Origin of the sequence: Microbacterium sp. 22303 (genome assembly GCF_052045265.1) — a bacterium.
In the GTDB taxonomy this organism is placed as follows: domain Bacteria; phylum Actinomycetota; class Actinomycetes; order Actinomycetales; family Microbacteriaceae; genus Microbacterium.
Genome location: NZ_JBQEOQ010000002.1, coordinates 10,475 through 33,005, shown reverse-complemented (window position 1 = coordinate 33,005; position 22,531 = coordinate 10,475). Strand labels below are relative to the sequence as shown.

The following is a 22,531-nucleotide window of genomic DNA, read 5'->3' as shown; positions in this document are numbered from 1 at the left end:
GGGTGATCGATGGCTAGCCAGGACTGGTTCGACAAGGACTTCTACAAGACCCTCGGCGTCTCGAAGGACGTGTCCGAGGCGGATCTGAAGAAGACCTACCGCAAGCTCGCGCGCAAGTACCACCCCGACTCCAACCCCGGCGATGCCGCGGCGGAGGCGAAGTTCAAGGAGATCAGCGAGGCGTACTCGGTGCTCTCCGACACCGAGCAGCGCGCCGAGTACGACCAGATCCGCGCGATGGGCGCCGGTGGGGCGCGGTTCACTGCGCCCGGCAGTGCCGGCAACGGAGGCTTCGATGACGTGTTCAGCGCGTTCAACCGGGGCCGTGGCGGGCAGTCCGCCGATTTCGACGACATCTTCGCGATGTTCAACCAGGGCGGCGGATCCTTCGGTTCCGGTCGGTTCGGCCAGCCCTCCGGCGGGTTCCGCGGATACGGCGGCCCGCAGAAGGGCGCCGACGTCACGGCCCGCACGACGCTGTCGTTCGCGACCGCTGTGCAGGGCGAGACCGTCACGCTGCAGGGTGAGGACGGCCGCCCGCTCAAGGTGAAGATCCCCGCGGGCGTGAAGGACGGGCAGAAGATCCGTCTGCGCGGCCGTGGACGGCCTTCGCCCGACGGCGGCGAGAACGGCGACATCGTGGTCCAGGTGGCCGTGAAGCCGCACCCCGTGTTCACCCGCGATGGGCTGAACCTGCGGGTGACCGTCCCGGTCACGTTCACCGAGGCCGCGCTCGGCGCCACCATCGAGGTGCCGACCCTCGGTGGAGATCCGGTCAAGCTCAAGGTCGCGCCGGGCACTCCGTCGGGCCGGGTGCTGCGGGTCAAGGGCCGCGGCGTCACGACGTCGAAGGGCGTCGGCGACCTGCTCGCCGAGGTCCAGGTGGCCGTGCCGTCGCACCTCGACGACGCCGCGCGCGAGGCGCTGGAGCGCTTCCGTGAGGCGGAGCCCGCCGAGAACCCGCGCACCGAGCTGCTGGCGAAGGCCCGGGGATGAGTTCACCTGCGCCGTCGATCGGGTCCGCGCGCGACGCGGACACCGGGCGCCGCTCGCCGCGTCGTCCCGGAATCAGGAACAGTGACCGAGATCAGGACGATTCCTCGCGGATCCTCCTGATCTCGGTGCATTCTCCTGTTTCCGGTACGCGCGCCCGCTTGCGGAGCGCGACCGGTGTTCTCGGGATGCGCCGTGCGCGAAGGACGAGGGTGCGTCATGGCCGATGAGCGCATGAACGCCGAGACCCCGATCTTCGCCATCGCGGTCGCCGCCGAGCTCGCCGGCATGCACCCGCAGACCCTGCGGCAGTACGACCGGATCGGACTGGTCGTGCCCGGCCGCACCAGGGGCGGATCCCGCCGCTACTCGATGCGCAACATCGAGCAGCTGCGCGAGGTCGCCCAGTTGTCCGGCGAGGGGATGAGCCTGCCTGCGATCGCGCGCCTGCTCGACCTCGAGGACGAGGTGCGCACGCTGCGCCGCCGCGTGGGCGAGCTCGAGCACGACCTGCGCGAGGAGCGCGCGAACCGCCCCGGCGTGCGCGTCTTCGCCGCCGGAACGACCGGATCCGTCATGGCCGTCCCGTCCGGGCGCCGGATCCGCCGCTCCACCGAAGTGGTGCTGTGGCGTCCGTGGCTGAGCGGCCCTGAGCGCGCCGACGACACCGCGGACGATCCGGACGACAGCCAGCGCTGAGGCAGCGCAGCGGTGCAGAGACCGCGCCGGCGCTTGTCGTGCGCGCCGGCACAGCCGAGACGGCGATGCAGGCCTCCGCCGTGCGCGCTGGCGATCAGTCCAGCGGCTCGACGATGAAGCGCAGTGCGGCGCCCTGTCGAAACGGCTGCACGACTTCGAGGTTCTCGTAGGCGGGACCGCCGGGGATCTCCGAGGTGCTCGCCCAGTACGACCACCGCGCATTGACCTGTGCACGGAGGGCGGGATGCGGGTGGTCCACCCGCCAGGTCTGCCGCATCCTCCGTCCGAGGAAACGCCCGTGATCCGCGGTGTGCGCGCTGTAGCCGACGGACCACGGGTCGTCCTCGTCGCCCGTCGCGGAGACGAGCGCAGCCCCGCCCTCGCGGGCGAGCTCGTCGAGTCCGAAGGAGGCGTGCGCGGTGAACCCGGTGCCGGTGAACCCGGGCCAGAGCTCTGCAGGCGTGACCACGCGGTCCGCGAGCTCGAGCCGGCGCAGCCGCGCCCAGTTGCCCATGGTCGCGCTGAGTACGAGCCGGTCCAGAGGCACGGAGCCGGAGTCGCTGTACCCCGCCAGTTCCACCTCGTGCGGACGGCGGATGCTCCAGATAGGGGGTGAAGATCTGCAGCAGCCCGCGCGGTGCGGAACTGATGCCCAGCTGCATCCCCGCGGGATGGCCCCAGCGGGGTTCGCGCGGGACAGGACCGGCAGGACGGATCCATCGCCCGGAGAGATCGGCCGGTGAGGGGGATCCGACGGCGGACGTCATCATGGGAGCTCCTTCGTGGTTTTCGCGAGTGTCCTCACGACTGGACGAGCAAACCTCATCTGAAATCGATTTCCTGTCGAACGACTCTAGAGGCGTTCTGGTCGCGGCCGAAAGGGCGGGCGCGGTGCGGAGAGAAGAGGAATCGGCTTTCACTCGCACGGAGTTGCGCAGATCGCTCAAGAGCGTCTTGTGCCTGAAATCGATTTCGCCTACTCTGAATGCAGCCCGGTCGATGCCGACTCAGCGCGACCGCGGACCCGGCCCCCTGTGCCGGACCCAGCACCGATTCGACGAGGAAGTCGTGTTCCCGAGGAGGAACCCATGAAGACGGACACACAGCGCACGCGCCGGGTGGTGATGGCCGCTCTCGGCGGCATCACGGCGGTAGGACTGCTCGCGGGCTGCGGCTCGAGCACGCCGGGGCAGGCCGCGGGCGACGGAGGCGACTCCTCCGGCAAGACCACGATCGAGTTCTGGCACCGCACGTTCACTCCGCCCGAGAACGCCTGGTACAAGGACATCGTCAAGAAGTTCAACGCCTCCCAGGACAAGATCGTCGTCAAGGACACGGAGATCCCGGCGGATGCCTGGGATCAGAAGATGAAGGCTGCCCAGGCGGCGGGCAAGGCCCCTGACATCTACACGCACTCCGGCAGCATCCAGGACGCGGTCAACGCCGGGCAGCTCTACGACCTCGGCAAGGTCGTGGACAAGTCGAAGCTCGACGAGATCATCGACTCCGCCAAGTCCGTGTCCGAGATCGGCGGCACCTATTACGCCTACCCGCTGCTGCAGGAAGCGCAGACGGTGCTGTTCTGGAACAAGGACATGCTCGACAAGGCCGGCGTCGACACCGACAAGGCCCCGGCGACCTGGGACGACCTGCTCGCCGACTGCGCCAAGATCCAGCCGACGCTCGCGCAGGGTCAGTACTGCATCTCGCCGGCGTCCGACGCCATCACCTTCGCCTGGTCGACGGTCGGTCAGCAGTACAACTTCGCCGGGCACACGGCGCTCACGGACGACTGGGCCAAGCCGGACATCGACAACGCGGCGTACCGTGACCTGATGTCCAAGTACAAGGAGCTCTGGGACAAGGGATACATGCCCAAGCAGGCGCTCGCCGCCTATGTCGAGGGCAAGGATTTCGGCCAGAAGAAGGTCGCCTTCAAGGTTTCCGGCTCGTGGATGATGTCCGAGATCGGATCCGACTATCCCGACCTGCTGACCAAGACCGGCATCGGCGCCTTCCCGAACGCCGCGGGCGCCGACGGCCGCACCGCGACCACCCTCGGCAACTTCAAGTGGGTCATCGACGCGAAGAGCAAGCACGCCGACGCCGCCGGGAAGTTCCTCGAGTGGTCTCTCGCCGGCGACCCGAAGAACCTCGTGCCGTTCTTCGTGAACACGCAGTTCACCAAGGTCCCTGTGCGCACCTCCGTGCAGGATGCCGTCGCGAAGGATGAGGCCGCAGCCAAGGCCCCGTGGTCGAAGGTGATCACGAAGGACATCGCGCCGGACGCGATCCCCGAGCCGACCTACCCCTGGGACGTCTCGCTCGCCGTCGGAACTGCCATGGAGTCGGTGATGAAGGGCGCGGCCTCGCCGGATGACGCGATCAACACGGCCGATGCCGCGATCCAGAAGGTCATCCAGTCGCAGGATCTGCCCAGCAAGGCTCCCAAGAAGTGAGCGCGGCGCGGTCGGGGACCGCTGCGAGGCCGTCCCCGACCGCGCAGCCGACGCCCCGCACCTCAGAACGACGAGGAGGCACGATGCCCGCCGAAGTCACCGACGACCGGCGCACCGTCAGGCGCCGGCACGCGCGGTACCGGAACCGAGACACCAAGCTCGCCTATCTGATGCTCGCCCCCGTGGTGATCCTGCTCGGCGTCTTCGTCGCCTGGCCGGCGGTGTACGCCGGCTTCCTGTCCTTCCAGGACTGGAGCTTCTACAAGGATCCGCAGTTCGTCGGGTGGAAGAACTATGCCGACGTGCTGACGGACCCGCTGTTCGTCGCCACGATCGGCCGAGGCTTCCTGTTCGTGCTGATGACGGTGCCTGTGATGCTCGTGCTGGCCTTCCTGTTCGCGAGTCTCGTGGTGAGCCTGTCGCGTCGGCTCGCGACCATCCTCAAGGTCAGCATCTACATCCCGACGATCATCTCCGGAGTCATCGCGTCCATCATCTTCGTGGTGATCTACGCCTATGACGGCGGAATCCTGAACGCGGTGCTGGCCGCGCTCCGCATCGACGCGGTCTCCTGGATCGGGGATCCGGCCTGGGCGCTGCTCGCCGTGGCCGTGCCGGCTGTGTGGCTCGGCATGGGGCTGACCTCGCTCATCATGGTCGCCGCGATGGTCGACATCCCGACGGAGTACTACGAGGCAGCGGCGATGGAGGGCGCCGGCTGGTGGCAGAAGACCTTCTACATCACGATGCCGCAGATGAAGAACGTGTTCCTGTACCTGCTGATCACGGGTTTCGTCGCCGCGATTCAGCAGTTCGAGCTGCCCCTCGTGATGACGCAGGGCGGTCCGCTGGACTCGACCACCCTGCCCAACCTGTTCATCTTCAACCACTTCCGCAACGACGTGAACGTGGGCTACTCGATCGCTGCGGCGCTGCTGCTGTTCGTGGTGCTGGGATCCGTGTCGGCCCTCGTGTTCAAGTTCATCAACTCCGAAAGGCTGGTCGACTGATGAGCGCGACGTACCCCGCGACCGTGCCCGAGACCACCCGCATCGTCCTGGACGGCAAGGATCACCGCCGGCTCAAGGTGCCGCACGGCATCGGTGGCTGGGCGGCCTTCGTCGGCAAGGGCGTGGTCGGCCTGATCTTCCTGCTCGCCGCGCTGTTCCCGCTCGCCTGGATGGTGATCGCCGGCTTCAAGGCGAAGACCGAAGTGCTGAGCACTCCGTTCCAGTTCTTCCCCGAAGTGTGGCACTGGGAGAACTACGGCAAGATCCTCGGCGACGAGACATTCCTGCGCACGCTCGGCTGGACGTTCCTCGGCGCGATCCTGTTCACCGTGCTCAGCCTGACGGTGAACTCGTTCGCGGCTTACGCGTTCGCGCGTCTCGAGTTCCGGTTCCAGCGCACGCTGTGGGTCGCCGTGCTCACGACCATGTTCATCCCGGGGATGACGATCCTGCTCACCAGCTTCATCGTCGTGACGAAGCTGGCGATGCTGGACACGCTCGCCGTGCTGGTGATCCCGGGGGCGGCCAGCGCCGCGTCGGTGTTCTTCATCCGGCAGTTCTACCTGAACATCCCGGCCAGCCTCGAGGAGGCGGCGATGCTCGACGGCTGCGGCCGGTTCGGCATCTTCGTGCGGATCTTCCTGCCGCTGTCGAAGCCGCCGTTCGTCGTCATGGGCATCACGGCGTTCCTCGCCTACTGGAACTCCTACGTGTGGCCGATCATGACGATCACGTCGCCGGAGAAATTCGTGCTGCAGCAGTACCTCGCGGAGTTCCGCACCGGCCGCGGCTCGAGCGAGCTGGGCCTGCTCATGGCCGGATCCGTGCTCGCCGCGGCGCCGGTCGTGATCCTGTTCCTCATCTTCCAGCGTCAGATCATCGGCAACATCAAAATGGCCGGGCTCAAGTAGCCGGTCGCGTTCTCGAAGGGGAGAAGGCCATGTCCGAAGAAGCGATCCGTCCTGCCCGCGGGCTCACCCGCCGCAGCCTGTTGCAGGGAGCGCTCGCCGCCGGCGCCGCATTCGGCGTCTCGGCGCTGGGCGTGAGTCCCGCGGCGGCCGCGGGACTCACCGTGACCCGTATGAAGGTGCTCGCCGGCACGCAGGCGGGGGTGCAGTACGGGATCGGCGCGACCGATCTCGGGATACCCGCTCGCACGCCCGACGGGCGGCTGCTGTTCATGTTCGGCGACACCTGGGCCGACACGGTGGGCGGTACGAACTGGCGCTCCCCGGTCGCGCTGTACTCCTCGACCACCGACCTCACCACCGGGGTCGTGTTCAACGGCGCGGCGGGCGCGGGTGCGAACACCCAGGTCACGGCGCCCCAGCTCTGGTACTACCCGCACGATGCGTACTACGAGACCGTGATCCCCTCCGACGTGATCACGATCGGATCCCGGATGTACTTGCATGCCATCGTGAACGGGCCGACGTTCGGGGCGGTGCGCTGGACCGAACTGTGGCAGTCCGACGATTCCGGGGCGACCTGGCAGCATACGGGGCTGAAGTTCCCGGCCGACATGGCCAACGGGCACTTCCAGTGCATCACGTGGGGTCAGGGCAACGACGGCTACGTCTACATCTACGGCACGGGCTTCCAGCGCGACAAGGGCATCGTGCTCTACCGGGTGCCGCAGAACAGCATGACCACGTTGTCGGCGTACCAGCCGTGGGGTTACGCGAACGGTGCGTGGGGCTGGGGAAACCCCGCGACCGAGGTGCTGCCGGGAAAGTTCGGCGAGATGTGCCTGCGACCTCTCGGAGGCAAGTGGATCCTGACCTGGTTCAACGCCGATGCCTACCGGATCGACGCGATGATCGTGAACACTCCGACGGACAACCTCTACACAGCCGCGAAGACCACCCTGCTCTGGGGCGGGAACTGGGGCGCCGAGGACGCGATCCACGTCGCCCAGCTCTATGGCGGGTACATCCTGCCCGGCTCGACGCTGCCGGATCTGCATCTCAGCGTGAGTCAGTGGAACACCGGCGACAACAGTGTCTACCACGTCGAGCAGTTCCGGATCCAAGGGCTCGTCTGACGGCGGGCGCCGGCTCGGGGGTCGGCGCTTCCCGCTGCCGTTCAGCCGGCCGTGCCGACCCGGACCACGGTCGACTGCCATCCGGTTGATCCGTTCGGAGCGATCGGGGTGCGCTGCTGTTCCTGCATCCGGCCGTGCCGATCGGTGGCGCGGACGACCAGCGAGTGGCTGCCGCTCGTCGCGTTCCAGTCGAGGAACCACTGCACCCAGGTGTCGTCGCTGACGGGAGCCGACAGCGTCGCAGTCTGCCAGGCCCCTCCGTCGATCTGCACCTCGACCCGCTGGATCCCGACGGTCTGCGCCCAGGCGACCCCGGCGATCCGGGCGGCCCCCGGCGGGATCTCCTTGTCGATGCGCGGGGTGTCGATGCGGCTCGACAGCTTGATGGGCGCCTGCGCGCTGTACCCGCGGGGCGTCCAGTAGGCCTGGTCCTTCTCGAATGTCGTGACCGTCATCCGGGTGAGCCACTTCGTCGCCGAGACGTACCCGTAGAGTCCTGGGACGACCATCCGCACCGGGAAACCGTGCTCGGGCGGCAGGGGCTCGCCGTTCATCGCGACCGCGAGGATCGCGTCGCGGTGCGGATCCGTGAGCGCGTCGAGCGGTGTGCTCGCGGTGAACCCGTCGATGCTGCGCGAGAGGACCATGTCGGCCCCCTTCGCGGGGAGCGCGCGGGAGAGGATCTCGCGCACCGGCACGCCGAGCCAGCGTGCCGTGCCGACGAGATCGCCGCCGACCTGGTTGGAGACGCAGGTCAGGGTCACGGCGTACTCCCGCAGGCCCATCCGCAGCAGTTCGTCGAAGCTCAGCTCCACCTTCTCGCCGACCATTCCGTCGACCGTCAGGCGCCAATCTGCGGGTGCCAACGAAGGCACCGTCAGCGCGGTGTCGACACGGTAGAAGTCGGCGTTCGGGGTGAACAGCGGCGAGAGGCCCGGGATGTCGAGCTCGGCTCCCTCGGGCACCGTGACCCGCGACAGCGGCTCCGGCAGTCGCAGCGCCTTGCGCACCGCTGCGATCGAGGTGGTCGCCGCGGTTCCGAGGCGGGCACCGGTTCCCGCCACGATCGCGGCGACCGCTCCCACCGCGGTCAGCAGGAGGAAGCGCCGCCGATCCGGGCCGCCACCCGCGCCATCCGCGGCCCGGAGGGCGCGCCATCGGCGCAGCGCTGCGATCGACATCCGCAGGAACACGCAGCCCGCGATCGCGCCGATGAGCGACGGCAAGGCGGACAACGGCGTCGCCCCCGTGCGGGTCAGCGCGGCCAATGTCCCGGCGGCGCCGGCGACGGCGAACACCGCGACGCCGATCCAGCGGCGTCGACCTTCCAGGAGGCCGGCGGCCGCGGCGGCGACGAGCACGCCGACGCCGAGGGTCAGCAGGAGGAAGAGCTTGTCGTTGGCGCCGAAGAGCTCGATCGCCAGCTCCTTCGCCCACTGCGGCACGATGTCGATGACGAACGAGCCCGCCGCGAGCAGCGGACTCGCGTCGCGCGCCACGAGGAAGGCCGTGATCTCGGCGGCGGCGACGAACACCATGCCGCTGACGACCCCCGCGACAGCGGCCCAGATCCGTGCGCCTGCTTTCCCTGTGCTCTCACCCATATCCGTGGTTCGTCGCGATCGGCCGATCGGATGGCGATCGGGCCGGATCCAATCCGGCGCGGGTGCGGCTCCGAACGCATCGTGTCGGCCGATGAACGGTCGCGATGCACCAGTCAAAGGAGAAAGATCATGCGATCCACTGTTCGCCTGCACGCCAGGGCGTCGCTCGCCGCCGCCGGCCTGCTCGCCGCCGCGGCCCTGGCCCTCACGGGCTGTTCGTCGATGTCGGGCTCATCTTCCGGCTCGTCCTCCGAGCCGTCGACCAGCGCGCCGGCCGCGTCTCCCACCGAGACGATGGATCCGGCGGCCGATCTGGTCGGACCGGGATGCGCCGCCTATGCGCAGCAGGTCCCGTCCGGCTCCGGCTCCGTCGCCGGGATGGCGCAGGACCCGGTCGCGACGGCCGCCAGCAACAACCCGCTGCTGACCACGCTGGTCGCGGCCGTCTCGGGCAAGCTCAACCCGAAGGTGAACCTGGTCGACACGCTCAACGGGAGCGAGTTCACCGTCTTCGCGCCGGTCGATGACGCGTTCAAGAAGATCGACCCCGCCACCATCGACACGCTGAAGACGGACGCCGGGGCGGACACTCTCAGCAAGATCCTGACCTACCACGTGGTCGCCGGTCAGATCTCGCCGAAGGACATCGTCGGCACGCACAAGACCGTCGAGGGTGGCGAGGTGACTGTGACCGGTTCGGGGGACAACCTCAAGGTCAACGACGCGAACGTGATCTGCGGTGGCGTCCACACCGCGAACGCGACCGTGTACCTCGTCGACTCCGTCTTGATGCCGCCGGCCCAGTAAGGATCCGCGCCCGCCCGCCCGGCACGACCGGACCGCATGATCGACGGCACCGCCCGAACATGCGGTCCGGTCCGCAGCGGAGTGCGGGCGGCGAGACGGATGCGACAGTGCTCGCCCTCGACGCATTGCCGATGCGGGGCGAGGAGGTGAGGCATGCTGGAGCCTATGGTGATCGACGATCGGGAGCACGCCGAGCAGGATGGCGGCGATGATCTCGCGTCCGCGCTGCTGGTGCGCGTCGCTCAGGGCGATCAGTCGGCGTTCGCCGAGCTCTACGACATGCTGTCCTCGCGCGTCTTCGGCCTCATCCTCCGCGTGCTGGTGAACCGGTCGCAGAGCGAGGAGGTGCTGCAGGAGGTCTTCCTGGAGATCTGGCAGACGGCCTCCCGCTTCACCTCCGATCGGGGCCGCGGCAGGACCTGGATCCTGACGATCGCGCACCGTCGAGCAGTGGACCGTGTGCGGGCCTCGCAGTCCAGTGCCGACCGTGACGTCCGGATCGGCGCACGCGACCTCGACGTCGCCCATGACAGCGTCGCCGAGCAGGCGGAACTATCGATCGAAGCCGGCCGGGTCGTCGACGCCCTGTCCGCGCTGCCGGACGCGCAACGTGAGGCGCTCGTGCTCGCGTATTACGGTGGCTACTCGCAGAGCGAGATCGCCACGCTCACGGGTTCACCGCTGGGAACGGTGAAGACCCGGATGAGAGATGGACTCACGCGTCTTCGGACGCACTGGGGGGTGAACGCATGAACGAGTCGGAGTTCGCCGAGCTGGCCGCGGGCCACAGTCTCGGGTCGCTGTCTGCGGAGGATGAGCGACGCTACCGGGCTGCACTCGCCGCGCACCCCGAGTGGTCATCGATCGCCGAGGACGACGCGGAGACCGCCGCCCTCCTCGCCGAGGGGGTGCCGCCCGTCGCGCCGCCGCCGGCGCTGCGCAACGCGCTTCTTGCCCGCATCACCGCCACGCCCCAGGACCGCGATGTTGACGCTCCGCCCGTGGATGCGCGGCCGGCCGTCTCCGACGCGCCGCCGGCCGAATCCGATCAGGCAGCTGTTCCGGAAGCTGCCGCACAGGAGCGCCGTCCGGCCGGATCCGATGCGCCCGCTGCAGCGAAGCCCGCGCGTCGTCCGCGCAGGCTCCTGTTCGCGCTGGCCGCGTGCCTCGTGCTGATCGTCGGTCTCGGCGTGGCGGCCTCCGTCGTGATCCCGCAACTGCTGCGCCCCGCGGCGGTCGTCGCGCTCGACAAGATCGAGAACGCACCCGACGCGGCGCAGAAGACCGTGTCGTTGCCCTCCGGCGGCCACGCGACCGCGCACTGGTCGGCCTCTATCGGCACAGCGGTGCTCGTGTCCGACGGGCTGGAGCCGCTGGATGACAAGCAGACCTACGAGCTGTGGTTCGTCCGAGGCGACGCGCCTGTGTCCGCCGGCCTCTTCGCCGCCGAGCCGGGCACGACGACTGCGCAGCTGAAGGGGGACATGCACGCCGGCGACGCGATCGCGGTGACCGTCGAGCCCGCGGGCGGATCGCCCACGGGCAAGCCCACGACCCAGCCGATCGTCGTCATCCCGACGTCCTGAGCGAGGCGCGCGCGAGGAACGTGCCGGCACCGGAGCGTCGATGACGGCGCCCGGGCTCAGGACACCGGCGCTGTCCAGACTGCGGTGTAGCGCCAGAAGAACCGTCGACGGAACCGGATGCCGGGAAGCACCGTGCGCGTCACGGCCCGGATCTCGTCGAACGTTTCGCGTGGCTCGGCCGTCGGCGCGGTCATGCTCGCGGGGTATCGCAGTGCTCGACGCGGATGACGGATCGCTCCGATCAGCGGATTGAGCAGCATCGAGACCACCGTCCAGGGCAAGTCCGCATCAGTCTCTTCGGCGACACCGACGATGAGGATGCGCCCGCCGGGCGACAGCAGCTCGCGCGCCTTCTCCAGCGCGGGCACGAGGTCAAGGTGATGCAGCACCGCGACGAACGTGATCAGGTCGTAGCGCACGCCTGTGGTCTCCAGATCCTCGAAAGCGAGGTTCTGCACCGCGATCGACCGCGCGGCACCGACGTGTGCGTGCGCGCGGGATGCCGTCGCCGGGTCGGGCTCGATGCCTGTGACCTCGTCCAGAACACCGGACAGGCGCCGCAGCAGTCCTCCCGCGCCGCATCCGACGTCCAGCGCGCGCGTGCCGCCGTGGCGCCGCACCTGTCTTGCGTGCCAAACAACCCAGGGAGCGTATGCGTCATTGTGTGACCAGGGATGCTCCGCATTGAAGCGCGCGAGCCTCGCGAGCCAGCGCTCCTGCAACGTCACCACCCGTGCAGTGTAAGCGGACGTTCCGCCCCTGTCCTGAGGATCCGACACCGGATATTGAGCCCGCGTTCAGAAACATGACAGGGGCGGCTCCGTAGCGTGGAGGAACGGGGCGGACGCCCCGAGCCGCGCTCGCCGCGGTGTCCTGCCACGAAGGAGCTGTCCGGAATGACGAACACCACGAAGCCCGCCGCCTCTCTCGGACTCCTGGTCCTGCGCCTCGTGATCGGCGGCGTCTTCGCCGCGCACGGCGCCCAGAAGGTCTTCGAGTTCACCCTGCCCGGCACGGTGCAGGCCTTCGCCGGCATGGGTGCGCCCCTGCCCGAGATCGCCGGGCCCGCGATCGCGTTCCTCGAGCTGATCGGCGGGATCCTGCTCGTCGCCGGCCTGTTCACGCGCCCCGTCGGTGTGCTGCTGGCCGCCGACATGGTGGGAGCCATCGTGCTGGTGCACCTCGGCAAAGGCATCTGGGTCGGTGACGGCGGCTGGGAGTTCGCGGCCGTGCTCGGAGCCGGCGCCCTCGCCCTCGCCTTCACCGGCGCGGGTCGCTACGGCCTCGACCGCGCCGTGCTGCGCGGCCCGGTGCGCGCCCTCGCCTGAGTCCCGGTGCGCGCGCTCGCCTGACCCGCAATCTGCGCCGAAGATGGAAAACGTCGCTCCCAGGAACGTGGGAGCGACGTTTTCCATCTTTGAGGGTCCGGCTGCGACGGCGACGCCGACTCCGACTCCGGCAGCGGGCGTTTCAGCGCGGCATCAGGGCACCCGCACGAGCGCCACGTCGTCCATCTGCATCCAGATGTCGCCGCTGTTCGTCCAGACGCCGCTGTAGAGCTGCACCTGATCGCGGTCCCCGGAGTCGAACGTCACGGTGAAGCGCGTCCATGCGCCCACCGAGGTGAAGTGCGCCTCGGAGATCACGGTGCCGTCGAGCGACCGCGCACCGAAGTACCCGGCGTCGCTGTTCACCGACGTGCGGAGGAATCCGGTCAGCTGGTATTTCGTGTGCGGCTGCACCGCCACGTCCTGCCAGACGTCGCGCCAGCCCTGGTTGTACCGCACGAACACGCGGTGGTCGCCTGTGAAGCCCGCGGCCGGCGCGTTGTCGATTCCCGAGTTTGGCTTCGCGCCCCAGGTGCCGTTCGTGCCGTCGCCCAGCGTCGTCGCGCGCTCGAAACTCGGATCCGACACGAGGTTCGGATCGATGATCGTGCCGTTGCGGTCGATGCGGAGGTGCATCAGATACACGTTGTACGGGTTCCACTGCGACATCGTGAAGTAGATCTCGCCGTTCTTGTTCCACGGATGGAAGTAGCCGCCGTATAGCGCGGGATAGTCGGTAGAGCTGGCCACGGTCTGCGCCGGCGTCCACGGTCCTTCGGGGCTGGTCGCCGTGCGCAGAACGATATCCTCGCCCGAGAGCGTCATCATGAGGAACCGCTTGCTGTAGTCATCCCATTGCACGGACATCTCGCTCATCGGCGCGTCCATGACCGGCTTCGCCGCGGCTTCGTCCTTGCTCCAGGACGAGCCGTCCCAGTACCGGTAAGAGGCCTTGTCGAGCAGCTTCTGCGCGGGAACCTTCGCCACCGAAGCCGGCCCGTTGCGGCCGTTCTGCGTGCCGAAGACGTAGATCGTGCCGCCCTTCTGTACGTACGCCTGCATCTGGAAGGGATCATGCCCGTCCGGGTTGTCCCAGCGGGTGTCGGACACGGTCCAGGTCTCGCCGTCGTCGTCGGAGTACGCGATGCCGGCATGGTTCGTGTCCCACACGCCGGGAGGTCCCCACTGGCGCACCGACATGAAGCCGAGGTACTGGCGTCCGCCGACCGAGATGCCCGCCGTGGGGATGACGGTGATCTCGTCGCCGTTGATCTTCTTCGATGGGATGATCTGCTTCGCGATCCCCTGCGGATCCTGTGCGGCGTGGTCGAACAGCATCCCGTCGGCGAGGGCGGTGTCGCTCGAGCGCAGCAGCACGTTGCTGCGCCAGTTCCCGTTCGGCGGCGCACCGCCGCCGGGGCCGGTCCAGGAGTTGCCGAAGGTGTCGCCGAACGCGGTGAGCACGTGGCCGGATCCGTCGTCCCACCCGATGCCGAGGTCGGTGGCCTTCACATCCCAGCGGCCCCAGGTGTTGTTCGGGGCGTCCGGTCCGGTGAGCTTCTCGACGACGGTGGCCGGGGTCGTCGCGGTGGTGGCCACGGCCGGCGGAGGTGCCGCCGCGGCCGCGAAGGCGACGACGGCGAGGGAGGCGATCGCGGCGCCCGCCGCGATCCTGGTCAGGGGCTTCATCGCCCTCTCCTTTCTTCGCGTCGCCGGCGCTCGCCGTGCGACGGGTTCAGCTGCGCGGTGCGCGTGGGGGAGTGGCGCCCAGGTCGGGCACCGGGGCCGTGCCTAGGTGCACCTCCATGTCGTCAGCACTCGGTGCCTTCGGGCGGCGGGCCGTCGGGCGGTCCAGGTAGAACATCGCGGTGGAGGCGATGTCGTCGCGGAGGGGGAGGTAGCGCCAGCCGCTGCGCCATCCGAGCGCCTGAATGTCGACCTTGGGCAGTCCTGTGGAGAAGTGGATCGGATCCGCGAGGTGCCAGCGGTACATGCCGAAGCGCTGCTGGGAGACGTAGAGCCCGTCCGGGCGGATCACCTGGGGCATGCCCAGGTAGGGCGTCGAGAACGCCGTGTACCCCTGGCCGGGGATGTCGAAGTTCCAGGCGCCGCCGAAATAGTCCTCGGTTCCGGTGCCGCAGATCGTGGGATGGTCGGTGTCGTCGTCGAGGTAGAACTTGATCTCGCCCTCGCCCCACCAGCCGTTGGAATTCACACCCCAGGCGATGTACGTCCCTACGTACTGGCCCTGCCCCTCGATCCCTTCCAGGATCGTGTGCGGCACGAGTTCCTCCAGCGGATTCGACCGGCGCCACTGCGCATGGAAGTAGCCGTCGGCGGAGTAGTCGCCGCCGGTCTCGTAGGTCACCTGGTAGTAGACGCGCACGTCGACCGCCGAGGTGTTCTCGATCGTGAGGCGGGCGCCGTCGCGGAACGGCATCGGCCAGTACGAGTTGAAGCCGCCGTGCGGGTTCGCGGCGATCACCTGCGAGTTCACCTGCGCGAACACGCCCCAGCCGTTGCAGAAGAAGTCGCCGTAGGGCACCTCGACGGCGGGCTCGGCCACGCCGTCCCAGTACGCGCGCAGGATGAGAGTGCGCCAGTTGTCGGTGTGCGTGGTGATCCAGATGTGCGTGATCCTGCCCGCGCCCTCGATCACGGCGAGATCGAACGTCTCGCCCGCTGCGATGTCGACGCTCGGCGAGATCTTCCACCCGGGCCCCAGGTCGCGGGCGCAGTCGGCCCCCGTCCCCTCGGTCGCCCTGGCGCCGCCGCCGACGGAGCCGTCGAAGTTCTCCGGGGAGATGGACCGGGTCTGCACGGTGCGCAAGGCGGACAGGGACGACAGGTCGGAAAAGGTCATGGCGGGGCACATCCTCGTGTCGAGTGGGTGAAGACGCGTGCAGGGCGTGGCAGCGCGTGCGGCCACCCTACCGATTCCATCCCACTGTTGCAATCGATTTCATCACGGTAGTGTGTCCTGACGGACAACAGAAGGCAGGGCGGGATGGCGACCATCTACGACGTGGCGCGTCTCGCGGGCGTGTCTCCGGCGACGGTTTCCCGCGTCTTCAACGGCGTCGGCGTCTCCGAGGAGAAGGTCGCGGCCGTGCGCCAGGCCGCCGCGCAGCTCAAGTTCTTCCCGAACCGCACCGCGCGCACCCTTCGGCGGCAGAGCTCCGAGGTGATCGCGCTCGTGATCCCCGACATCGAGAACCCCTACTTCACCGAGATGGCGCGCGGAGTCGAGGACGTCGCCTCTGAAGCAGGCTTCTCCGTGGTGCTGTGCAACTCCGACGCGCAGGTCGAGAAGGAGCAGACGTATCTGCGGATCGCGATCGCCGAGCACATGTCCGGGGTGATCCTCGCCGCGGCATCGGATCACACCAGCCTCGAGGAGATCATGGCGGCGGGGCGGCCTGTGGTCGCCGTCGACCGCAGCACCGGGTACGACATCGACGGCGTGGTCATGGCGAACCGCGACGCGGGTCGCAGCGCGACCGAGCAGCTGATCGAAGCCGGATACACCCGCATCGCGCACATCGCCGGGCCCGAGCACATCGAGACAGCGGTCGAACGCGTGGACGGATGGCGGATGGCTCTCGCCTCCCACGGTCTTCCTGTCATCCCCGACCTGCTGCGGTTCTCGTCGTTCCGGGTGGACGGGGGCCGCGAGGCCATGGAGCACCTGCTGGCGCTCCCCGAGCCGCCTGACGCCGTGGTCGCGGGCAACAACCTCATCGGCGTCGGCGCCATCCAGGTGCTCACCGAACACGGCCTCACTCCGCCCGCAATGGGCGTCGCGGTCGTGGGTTCGCTGCCGTTCACGACGCTGTCGCCGAGCGTGGTCACCGTGGTGCGTCTTCCTGCGCGCCACATGGGCGTGACGGCCGCACGCATGCTGCTGGACCGGATCGGCGGCGACGACCAGCCCGCGCGCACGATCGTGCTCCGCAACGAGATCCAAGCCGCGACCGTCTCGCGCTGAGCTGGTCCGAGCCGAGCCGAGCCGAGCCGAGCCGAGCCGAGCCGAGCCGAGCCGAGCCGAGCGCGGGGTGGGGAAGATCCGTCCGGCTGCGATTCTTATCGCCGTCTGGTATGTGGATCGGTTTCACGAAATCAGCGGAAAGGTCGTGCGAATGCCGATCCGCGCAGAGTGTTTCCAAGCCGATTGCACTTGAAATCGATTTCGCGTAATGTGATCGCCGTCCGGTCAGGGCGAGCGATCGAGGAGGATGCGCGTGCGGTGCACCATCGGTGTCGACATCGGCACCTCCAGCAGCAAAGGCGTCCTCGTCGATGCCGGCGGCGCGATCCTCGCCCAGGCCACGCGGACGCATGACGTGATGCGTCCGCGCAGCGGATGGGTCGAGATGGACGGCGGGATCTGGTGGGACGAGTTCGTCTCCCTGTCCCGTGAGCTGCTGGCCGAGGTGCCGGATGCCGAGGTCGCCGGCGTCGGCGTGAGCGGCATGGGACCGTGCATCCTCTTGGCCGACGACGCGGGCGAACCCGTCCGTCCTGCCATCCTCTACGGTGTCGACACCCGGGCCGGCGAGCAGATCGACCGGATGACCGCAGACCTGGGTGTCGCCGAGATCACGCGGGTGGGGGGATCCGAACTCACCTCTCAGGCCGGCGGCCCGAAGATCCTCTGGATCCGTGACGAGGATCCGGCGGCGTGGAGCCGCGCGCATCGGCTCTTCATGCCCGCCTCGTGGCTCGCGCACCGGCTCACCGGCGCCTACGTGCTGGACCACCAGTCCGCGAGCCAGGTGTCTCCGCTCTACGACATCGAACGGGAATGCTGGCACGACGGATGGTGGCAGCGGTACGCGGCGCCCATCGAGCAGCCCGCCCTGTGCTGGGCGGGCGACGTCGCCGGGGCCGTGTCAGCCGAGGCGGCAGCCCTCGCCGGCATCCCCGAGGGTACGCCGGTCATCGCCGGCACCATCGACGCGTGGACCGAGGCGGTCAGCGTCGGGGCCCACGGCGTCGGGGACCTCATGCTCATGTACGGGACGACCATGTTCCTCATCGCGACCGGGGAGGAGACTCTGCGCACCCCCTCGATGTGGACCACGGCCGGCGCCTTCGCGGGCACCCGCAACCTCGCCGGCGGGCTGTCGACGTCCGGCGCGCTCACCGCGTGGCTGAAGGACCTCACCGGGTCCGACTACGCCGAGCTGCTCGCCGAGGCGGACGCATCCGGCGTCGGAGCGCGCGGGCTCGTGCTGCTGCCGTACTTCGCGGGCGAGCGCACGCCGATCCAGGATCCGGACGCGCGCGGCGTGATCGCCGGTCTCACGCTCGCGCACGGCCGGGGCGACCTGTACCGGGCCGCGCTCGAGGCCACGGCGCTCGGCGTGCGGCACAACGTGCAGACCATGCGCGACGCCGGCGCGGACATCCGGCGCGTCGTCGCGGTGGGCGGCGGCACGCAGGGCCGGCTCTGGCTGCAGATCGTCTCCGACGTCACCGGGCTCGTGCAGGAGGTGCCCGAGGTGACGATCGGTGCGAGCTACGGCGCCGCCTTCCTCGCGGCGGGTGCGGTCGCCGATCCGGCTCCGAGGATCGAGGAGTGGAACCTGGTGGTGACGACGATCGTCCCGGACCCGACTCTCGCTCCGGCCTACGACGCGCTCTACGACCGCTACCTGCGGCTCTACGCGGGTACGGCCGAGGTCGTGCACGAGCTCGCGGCGCAGCAGCGGGCCGACGACGTGAGGGAGGCGTCCGCATGACGCGTCGCGCCCGCCCCATCCCGCACACTGCAGAGCGCGCGGCGTTCCTGCTCGGCGGCATCGGCACCGGCAACGTGTCGCTCGGGGCCCGCGGCGAGCTGCGCGACTGGGAACTGGAGAACCACCCCGACAAGGACCGGCGCAACCCGCGCACGTTCTTCGCGATCCACGCGGCGCCGGAGGGTGCGGATCCGGTCACCCGGGTGCTGGAGGCGCGCGTAACCGGCCGTCGGGACCTCGATGCCGGGTTCTCGTTCGACGACCTCGCGGGCCTGCCGCGGCTCGACGGCGCCACGATGCACGGCGAGTACCCCGTGGTCGACATCGACTTCGCCGACCGCGTGCTGCCCGTGGAGGTGTCGCTGCGTGCGTTCACCCCGCTCGTGCCGCTCGATGCGGATGCCTCGGGCATCCCCGCCGCCGTGCTGCGCTATCGGGTCGTCAATCCGGGCGTCGCGCCGGTCGGGGTCACGGTCGTCGGCAGCGTGTCGCACACGGCCGGCCGCGGCGAGCCCGGACCGGATGCTCCCTGGGGGATGCGCGGCACGCAGACCGTGCGCTGGCGCGATGAGGGCGAGGTGCGGGGGCTCGACTTCGGCATCGATCTGCCCGAGGACGATCCGGGCTACGGCACCCTCGCCCTCACCACGAGCGACGCGTCGACCACGGTCAAGCCGCAGTGGGTCACGAGCTACTGGCCCGACGGCGCCCGCATGTTCTGGAGCGACCTCACCGCCGACGGACTGCTCGACCCCGAACCGCGCCTCACGCTCGAAGACCGCCCGCGCGGCCTCTTCGCGGAGCGGGACGCGGATCCCGACGCCCCGCCGCTCACCGAGGAGGAGATGCTCGCCAAGCTCCCACGGCTGCGCACCGGATCCCTGGGCATCGTGCACACGCTCGCGCCCGGCGAGGCCCGCGACTTCGAGTTCGTGCTGAGCTGGTCGTTTCCGAACCGGCGTCGCGGCTGGCATGGCCACATCATCCTGGACGGCCAACCGGCGGATCCCGCGCTGCCACCCGTCGTGCGCAACCACTACGCGTCGCTGTGGCCCGACGCGTGGGCGGCCGCCGTGCACCTGCACCGCGAACTGCCCGCGCTCGAGGCGGCGACCGACGCGTTCGTCGAGGCCCTCTATGGCGGCACCCTGGATCCCGTGCTCGCCGAAGCCGCCGGGGCGAACATCGCCGCGGCGCGCTCCACCACCTGCTTCGTGCTGGAGCCGCCGAACCCGGTCCTGGGGGAGGGGCCGGTGTTCGCCGCGTGGGAGGGGTCCTTCGACCACGGCGGCTCCTGCGAGGGCACCTGCACCCATGTCTGGTCGTACGCGCAGACCGTCGCATGGCTGTTCCCCTCGCTCGAGCGCAGCGCCCGCCGGCCCGAGTTCCTGCTCGAGACCGACGAGGACGGCGCGCAGAAGTTCCGCGGCAACCGGATCTTCGGATCCCCGTCGTGGTTCATGGGTCCGGCGGTCGACGGACAGCTCGGCACGTTCCTGCGCCTGCACCGCGAATGGCGCTTCTCCGCAGACGACGCGTTCCTGCGCGAGCTCTGGCCGGCGGCGGTGCGCGCCCTGGAGCACGCCATCCGCGAATGGGACCGCGACGGCGACGGCCTGCTCGACGGCGAGCTGCACAACACCTACGACATCGAGTTCCACGGGATCGATCCGCTCGCCAACGGCATCTATCTGGCGGCACTCCGGGCCGGATCGCGGATGGCGGCCCACCTCGGCGAGACCGAGCGTGCTCGCGACTGGGCGGCCCGTGCCGACCACGTCGCCGGGGCGATGGACGACGTGCTGTACAACGGCGAGTACTACCGGCAGGTGATCGACGACGTCGACGCGCACCGCTACCAGTACGGCGAGGGTGTGCTGTCGGACCAGCTCCTCGGGCAGTTCCACGCCTGGGCGAACGGGCTCGGAGCGCTGCTGCCGCCCGAGCATCTCGACTCCGCGCTCGCCGCGATCGTGGCGCACAACCACCGGGCCGACCTGTCCGTGCACGAGAGCACGCAGCGCGTGTACGCCCTGAACGATGAGGGCGGGCTGCTGCTCGCTTCTTGGCCACGCGGCGGGCGGCCCGCGATCCCGTTCGTGTACTCGGACGAGGTGTGGACCGGCATCGAGCACCAGGTGGCGGCATCGCTGCTCTATGCAGGCCGGGTCGAGGACGCCCTGCTCGTCGAACGCACCCTGCGCTCCCGCTATGACGGCGTTCACCGCAATCCGTGGAACGAGATCGAGTGCGGCAACCACTACGCCCGCTCCCTCGCCTCCTGGGCGTTGCTGCTCGCCGCGAGCGGCGCGCAGTGGGACGCGCCCGCGCGCACCCTGTCCTTCGCACCGACCCTGGGCGCCTTCGCTGTGGATGCCCCTGCGCGATTCCTGTTCACCACCGGGACCGGGTGGGGTTTGGCCGAAGTAGACCGGGGCACGCTGACCCTCCACCTCCACGGCGGAGCGCTCGACCTCGCCGAGCTCCGCCTGCACGACGCCGTCGTCGCCCGCGACCTGCGGATGGTCGCGGGCGAGACCCGCACCCTCCCGCTGCCCACCGGCACCACCGGCACCACCGGCACCACTGACGAGACCCCCATCCAGCAACGGAGAATCCCATGAGCTACGCCATCCCCGCGCCGACCGTGCGCCCCGCCTCCGCACCGAAGACCGCCTACCTGATCACCTCCGGCGACCTCCGCGAGTCGGCGAACGTCGCGGGGTGGCCGGTGCAGGCCGCGACCGAGGCTGCCGTCACCGCCGCCTTCGCGGATCTCGGGTGGACCGTCATCCGCCCCTTCGGCGTGGATCCGGTCACCGGTCACGGCTACATCTCGAGCCAGCGGATGGGCATGGAGGTGTTCACGAGGATCCCCGTCGACGCACCGCTCATCGTGGCGACCGCGAACTGGCAGTACTCGCACCACGTGCTGGCAGGGTTGCGCACGCACCGCGGCCCGATCCTCACCACCGCGAACTTCGCTCCGGACTGGCCGGGGCTCGTGGGTCTGCTCGGTCTGAACGCGGGCCTCACGAAGATGGGCAAGCCGTACTCCACGATCTGGTCGGTCGACTTCACGGACGACTGGTTCCGCGCGGGCCTGAAGGAGTGGACGGAGACGGGCCGCATCACGCACGACGCCTCGCACGTGCGTGCCATGCCCGTGCTCCCCGACAGCCCGGAGAAGCAACTCGGTGAGGCGCTCGCCGCGCAGCTGCGCGCCGACAAGGCCATCATCGGCGTGTTCGACGAGGGCTGCATGGGCATGTACAACGCGATCTTCGACGACGAGCTGCTCAATGGGACCGGCATCTACAAGGAGCGCCTGTCGCAGTCCGCGCTGTACGCCGAGATGCTGACCGTGACCGACGCCGAGGCCGACGCCGCCTACGACTGGCTCATCGCGCACGGCATGACGTTCGTCTACGGCGAGGACGCCGCCACCGAGCTCACCCGTGAGCAGGTGCAGTGGCAGCTGAAGATGTACATCGCCGCCCTTCGCATAGCCGACGACTTCGGCCTGGACGCGGTCGGGATCCAGTACCAGCAGGGCCTCAAGGATCTGGTGCCCGCGTCGGATCTGGCCGAGGGGATCCTGAACTCCACGGAGCGCCCGCCGGTCACCTCGCGCGACGGATCCCGGATCCTGCACGAGGGGCGCGCCTTCCCGCACTTCAACGAGGCCGACGAGGGGGTCGCGGTCGATGCCCTCGTGACCGACCGGGTGTGGCGGGCGATGGGCCTCGTGCCCGACAACACGCTGCACGACGTGCGCTGGGGCGAGGACTACGACGGCGAGTTCGTCTGGGTCTACGAGATCTCCGGATCCGTCCCCGCCTCGCACCTCGGCGGCTGGGACAGGGCTGAAGGATGGCGGCAGGGTCACGTGTTCTTCCCCGCCGGCGGCGCCACGATCAACGGCGTCTCCAAGCCGGGCGAAGTCGTGCTGTCCCGCATCTTCATCGCCGACGGGGTGCTGCAGGCCGACGTGTTCCGCGGCGCGGTCGTGGAGCTGCCCGCCGAGGAGACCCAACGTCGGAAGGACGCCACGAACCCGGAGTGGCCGATCGCGCACGTCGTGCTGCACGGTCAGAGTCGGGACCAGTTCATGGCCAGGCACAAGGCCAACCACGCCCAGCTCGTCTACGCGCCGGACGCCGAGACTGCCGACAAGGCCCTCGTCGCAAAGGCCGCGATGCTCGACGGCATGGGCATCCGGGTCAACCTCGTGGGCGACGTGAACGTCTGACCACC

The 22,531-nt window shown here is 69.3% G+C and carries 19 protein-coding genes; 14 read left to right on the top strand and 5 right to left on the bottom strand.

What is annotated here, in order from left to right:
• Positions 1 to 9 precede the first annotated feature (9 nt).
• Together ACTJI8_RS05875 and ACTJI8_RS05870 are read left to right on the top strand one after the other, a co-directional pair.
• Positions 10 to 996: a DnaJ C-terminal domain-containing protein gene (locus ACTJI8_RS05875; protein ID WP_440732486.1), complete on the top strand. Its 987-nt coding sequence runs from the start codon at positions 10 to 12 to the stop codon at positions 994 to 996.
• 216 nt (positions 997 to 1,212) lie between these two features.
• Positions 1,213 to 1,692 carry a heat shock protein transcriptional repressor HspR gene (locus tag ACTJI8_RS05870; protein WP_440732485.1) on the top strand — a complete coding sequence of 160 codons (480 nt, stop codon included), beginning with the start codon at positions 1,213 to 1,215 and terminating at the stop codon, positions 1,690 to 1,692.
• 94 nt (positions 1,693 to 1,786) lie between these two features.
• Here ACTJI8_RS05870 and ACTJI8_RS05865 read toward each other — a convergent pair whose 3' ends face one another.
• A complete protein-coding gene (locus ACTJI8_RS05865) occupies positions 1,787 to 2,239 on the bottom strand; it encodes a hypothetical protein (RefSeq protein ID WP_440732484.1) in 453 nt (150 codons plus the stop codon).
• 541 nt (positions 2,240 to 2,780) lie between these two features.
• Between ACTJI8_RS05865 and ACTJI8_RS05860 the strand changes: the two genes are divergently transcribed.
• From ACTJI8_RS05860 to ACTJI8_RS05845, 4 genes are all read left to right on the top strand, one after another.
• Entirely contained in the window at positions 2,781 to 4,151 is a 1,371-nt protein-coding gene (locus tag ACTJI8_RS05860) for an ABC transporter substrate-binding protein (RefSeq protein ID WP_440732483.1), read from the top strand.
• Between the two features lie 83 nt (positions 4,152 to 4,234).
• Positions 4,235 to 5,161 (top strand): carbohydrate ABC transporter permease, encoded by a 927-nt coding sequence (locus tag ACTJI8_RS05855; protein ID WP_440732482.1) that lies wholly within the window; start codon positions 4,235 to 4,237, stop codon positions 5,159 to 5,161.
• Positions 5,161 to 6,072, top strand: coding sequence for a carbohydrate ABC transporter permease (locus ACTJI8_RS05850; RefSeq protein WP_440732481.1), 912 nt, complete (start codon positions 5,161 to 5,163; stop codon positions 6,070 to 6,072). Before ACTJI8_RS05855 ends, ACTJI8_RS05850 begins: the two co-directional genes overlap by 1 nt.
• Positions 6,073 to 6,101: 29 nt before the next feature.
• Complete coding sequence (locus ACTJI8_RS05845; RefSeq protein WP_440732480.1) at positions 6,102 to 7,205, top strand: DUF4185 domain-containing protein; 1,104 nt, start codon at positions 6,102 to 6,104, stop codon at positions 7,203 to 7,205.
• A gap of 41 nt (positions 7,206 to 7,246) precedes the next feature.
• Here the strand turns inward: ACTJI8_RS05845 and ACTJI8_RS05840 are convergent, their stop codons facing one another.
• Positions 7,247 to 8,809: a molybdopterin-dependent oxidoreductase gene (locus tag ACTJI8_RS05840; protein WP_440732479.1), complete on the bottom strand. Its 1,563-nt coding sequence runs from the start codon at positions 8,807 to 8,809 to the stop codon at positions 7,247 to 7,249.
• A gap of 129 nt (positions 8,810 to 8,938) precedes the next feature.
• Between ACTJI8_RS05840 and ACTJI8_RS05835 the strand changes: the two genes are divergently transcribed.
• The 3 genes from ACTJI8_RS05835 to ACTJI8_RS05825 all read left to right on the top strand — a co-directional run bounded on the left by ACTJI8_RS05835 (position 8,939) and on the right by ACTJI8_RS05825 (position 11,202).
• Positions 8,939 to 9,616, top strand: coding sequence for a fasciclin domain-containing protein (locus ACTJI8_RS05835; RefSeq protein WP_440732478.1), 678 nt, complete (start codon positions 8,939 to 8,941; stop codon positions 9,614 to 9,616).
• Between the two features lie 153 nt (positions 9,617 to 9,769).
• Positions 9,770 to 10,369 carry an ECF RNA polymerase sigma factor SigK gene (gene sigK / locus ACTJI8_RS05830; RefSeq protein ID WP_440732477.1) on the top strand — a complete coding sequence of 200 codons (600 nt, stop codon included), beginning with the start codon at positions 9,770 to 9,772 and terminating at the stop codon, positions 10,367 to 10,369.
• A complete protein-coding gene (locus ACTJI8_RS05825; RefSeq protein ID WP_440732476.1) occupies positions 10,366 to 11,202 on the top strand; it encodes an anti-sigma factor in 837 nt (278 codons plus the stop codon). Before sigK ends, ACTJI8_RS05825 begins: the two co-directional genes overlap by 4 nt.
• 56 nt (positions 11,203 to 11,258) lie before the next feature.
• On the opposite strand, the gene ACTJI8_RS05820 is transcribed toward ACTJI8_RS05825, so the two are convergent.
• Entirely contained in the window at positions 11,259 to 11,933 is a 675-nt protein-coding gene (locus ACTJI8_RS05820; RefSeq protein ID WP_440732475.1) for a class I SAM-dependent methyltransferase, read from the bottom strand.
• 165 nt (positions 11,934 to 12,098) lie between these two features.
• Between ACTJI8_RS05820 and ACTJI8_RS05815 the strand changes: the two genes are divergently transcribed.
• Positions 12,099 to 12,530 carry a DoxX family protein gene (locus ACTJI8_RS05815; protein ID WP_440732474.1) on the top strand — a complete coding sequence of 144 codons (432 nt, stop codon included), beginning with the start codon at positions 12,099 to 12,101 and terminating at the stop codon, positions 12,528 to 12,530.
• A gap of 153 nt (positions 12,531 to 12,683) precedes the next feature.
• Here ACTJI8_RS05815 and ACTJI8_RS05810 read toward each other — a convergent pair whose 3' ends face one another.
• Positions 12,684 to 14,219: a DUF4185 domain-containing protein gene (locus tag ACTJI8_RS05810; protein ID WP_440732473.1), complete on the bottom strand. Its 1,536-nt coding sequence runs from the start codon at positions 14,217 to 14,219 to the stop codon at positions 12,684 to 12,686.
• Between the two features lie 46 nt (positions 14,220 to 14,265).
• Complete coding sequence (locus ACTJI8_RS05805) at positions 14,266 to 15,393, bottom strand: glycoside hydrolase family 172 protein (RefSeq protein ID WP_440732472.1); 1,128 nt, start codon at positions 15,391 to 15,393, stop codon at positions 14,266 to 14,268.
• Positions 15,394 to 15,537: 144 nt separating this feature from the next.
• Between ACTJI8_RS05805 and ACTJI8_RS05800 the strand changes: the two genes are divergently transcribed.
• The 4 genes from ACTJI8_RS05800 (at position 15,538) to ACTJI8_RS05785 (ending at position 22,526) form a co-directional block, all read left to right on the top strand.
• Complete coding sequence (locus ACTJI8_RS05800; RefSeq protein ID WP_440732471.1) at positions 15,538 to 16,518, top strand: LacI family DNA-binding transcriptional regulator; 981 nt, start codon at positions 15,538 to 15,540, stop codon at positions 16,516 to 16,518.
• Between the two features lie 247 nt (positions 16,519 to 16,765).
• Complete coding sequence (locus ACTJI8_RS05795; RefSeq protein WP_440732470.1) at positions 16,766 to 18,274, top strand: FGGY-family carbohydrate kinase; 1,509 nt, start codon at positions 16,766 to 16,768, stop codon at positions 18,272 to 18,274.
• Positions 18,271 to 20,898 (top strand): GH116 family glycosyl-hydrolase, encoded by a 2,628-nt coding sequence (locus tag ACTJI8_RS05790; protein WP_440732469.1) that lies wholly within the window; start codon positions 18,271 to 18,273, stop codon positions 20,896 to 20,898. The genes ACTJI8_RS05795 and ACTJI8_RS05790 overlap by 4 nt, the downstream gene beginning before the upstream one ends.
• Entirely contained in the window at positions 20,895 to 22,526 is a 1,632-nt protein-coding gene (locus ACTJI8_RS05785) for a fucose isomerase (RefSeq protein WP_440732468.1), read from the top strand. Before ACTJI8_RS05790 ends, ACTJI8_RS05785 begins: the two co-directional genes overlap by 4 nt.
• Positions 22,527 to 22,531: the final 5 nt, after the last annotated feature.

Coding starts and splice junctions, on each gene's coding strand:
- ACTJI8_RS05860 (WP_440732483.1), top strand. CDS start 2,781: ATGAAGACGGACACACAGCGCACGCGCCGGGTGGTGATGGCCGCTCTC.
- ACTJI8_RS05800 (WP_440732471.1), top strand. CDS start 15,538: ATGGCGACCATCTACGACGTGGCGCGTCTCGCGGGCGTGTCTCCGGCG.
- ACTJI8_RS05825 (WP_440732476.1), top strand. CDS start 10,366: ATGAACGAGTCGGAGTTCGCCGAGCTGGCCGCGGGCCACAGTCTCGGG.
- ACTJI8_RS05855 (WP_440732482.1), top strand. CDS start 4,235: ATGCCCGCCGAAGTCACCGACGACCGGCGCACCGTCAGGCGCCGGCAC.
- sigK (WP_440732477.1), top strand. CDS start 9,770: ATGCTGGAGCCTATGGTGATCGACGATCGGGAGCACGCCGAGCAGGAT.
- ACTJI8_RS05835 (WP_440732478.1), top strand. CDS start 8,939: ATGCGATCCACTGTTCGCCTGCACGCCAGGGCGTCGCTCGCCGCCGCC.
- ACTJI8_RS05785 (WP_440732468.1), top strand. CDS start 20,895: ATGAGCTACGCCATCCCCGCGCCGACCGTGCGCCCCGCCTCCGCACCG.
- ACTJI8_RS05840 (WP_440732479.1), bottom strand. CDS start 8,809: ATGGGTGAGAGCACAGGGAAAGCAGGCGCACGGATCTGGGCCGCTGTC.
- ACTJI8_RS05845 (WP_440732480.1), top strand. CDS start 6,102: ATGTCCGAAGAAGCGATCCGTCCTGCCCGCGGGCTCACCCGCCGCAGC.
- ACTJI8_RS05790 (WP_440732469.1), top strand. CDS start 18,271: ATGACGCGTCGCGCCCGCCCCATCCCGCACACTGCAGAGCGCGCGGCG.
- ACTJI8_RS05810 (WP_440732473.1), bottom strand. CDS start 14,219: ATGAAGCCCCTGACCAGGATCGCGGCGGGCGCCGCGATCGCCTCCCTC.
- ACTJI8_RS05850 (WP_440732481.1), top strand. CDS start 5,161: ATGAGCGCGACGTACCCCGCGACCGTGCCCGAGACCACCCGCATCGTC.
- ACTJI8_RS05870 (WP_440732485.1), top strand. CDS start 1,213: ATGGCCGATGAGCGCATGAACGCCGAGACCCCGATCTTCGCCATCGCG.
- ACTJI8_RS05805 (WP_440732472.1), bottom strand. CDS start 15,393: ATGACCTTTTCCGACCTGTCGTCCCTGTCCGCCTTGCGCACCGTGCAG.
- ACTJI8_RS05875 (WP_440732486.1), top strand. CDS start 10: ATGGCTAGCCAGGACTGGTTCGACAAGGACTTCTACAAGACCCTCGGC.
- ACTJI8_RS05815 (WP_440732474.1), top strand. CDS start 12,099: ATGACGAACACCACGAAGCCCGCCGCCTCTCTCGGACTCCTGGTCCTG.
- ACTJI8_RS05795 (WP_440732470.1), top strand. CDS start 16,766: ATGCGCGTGCGGTGCACCATCGGTGTCGACATCGGCACCTCCAGCAGC.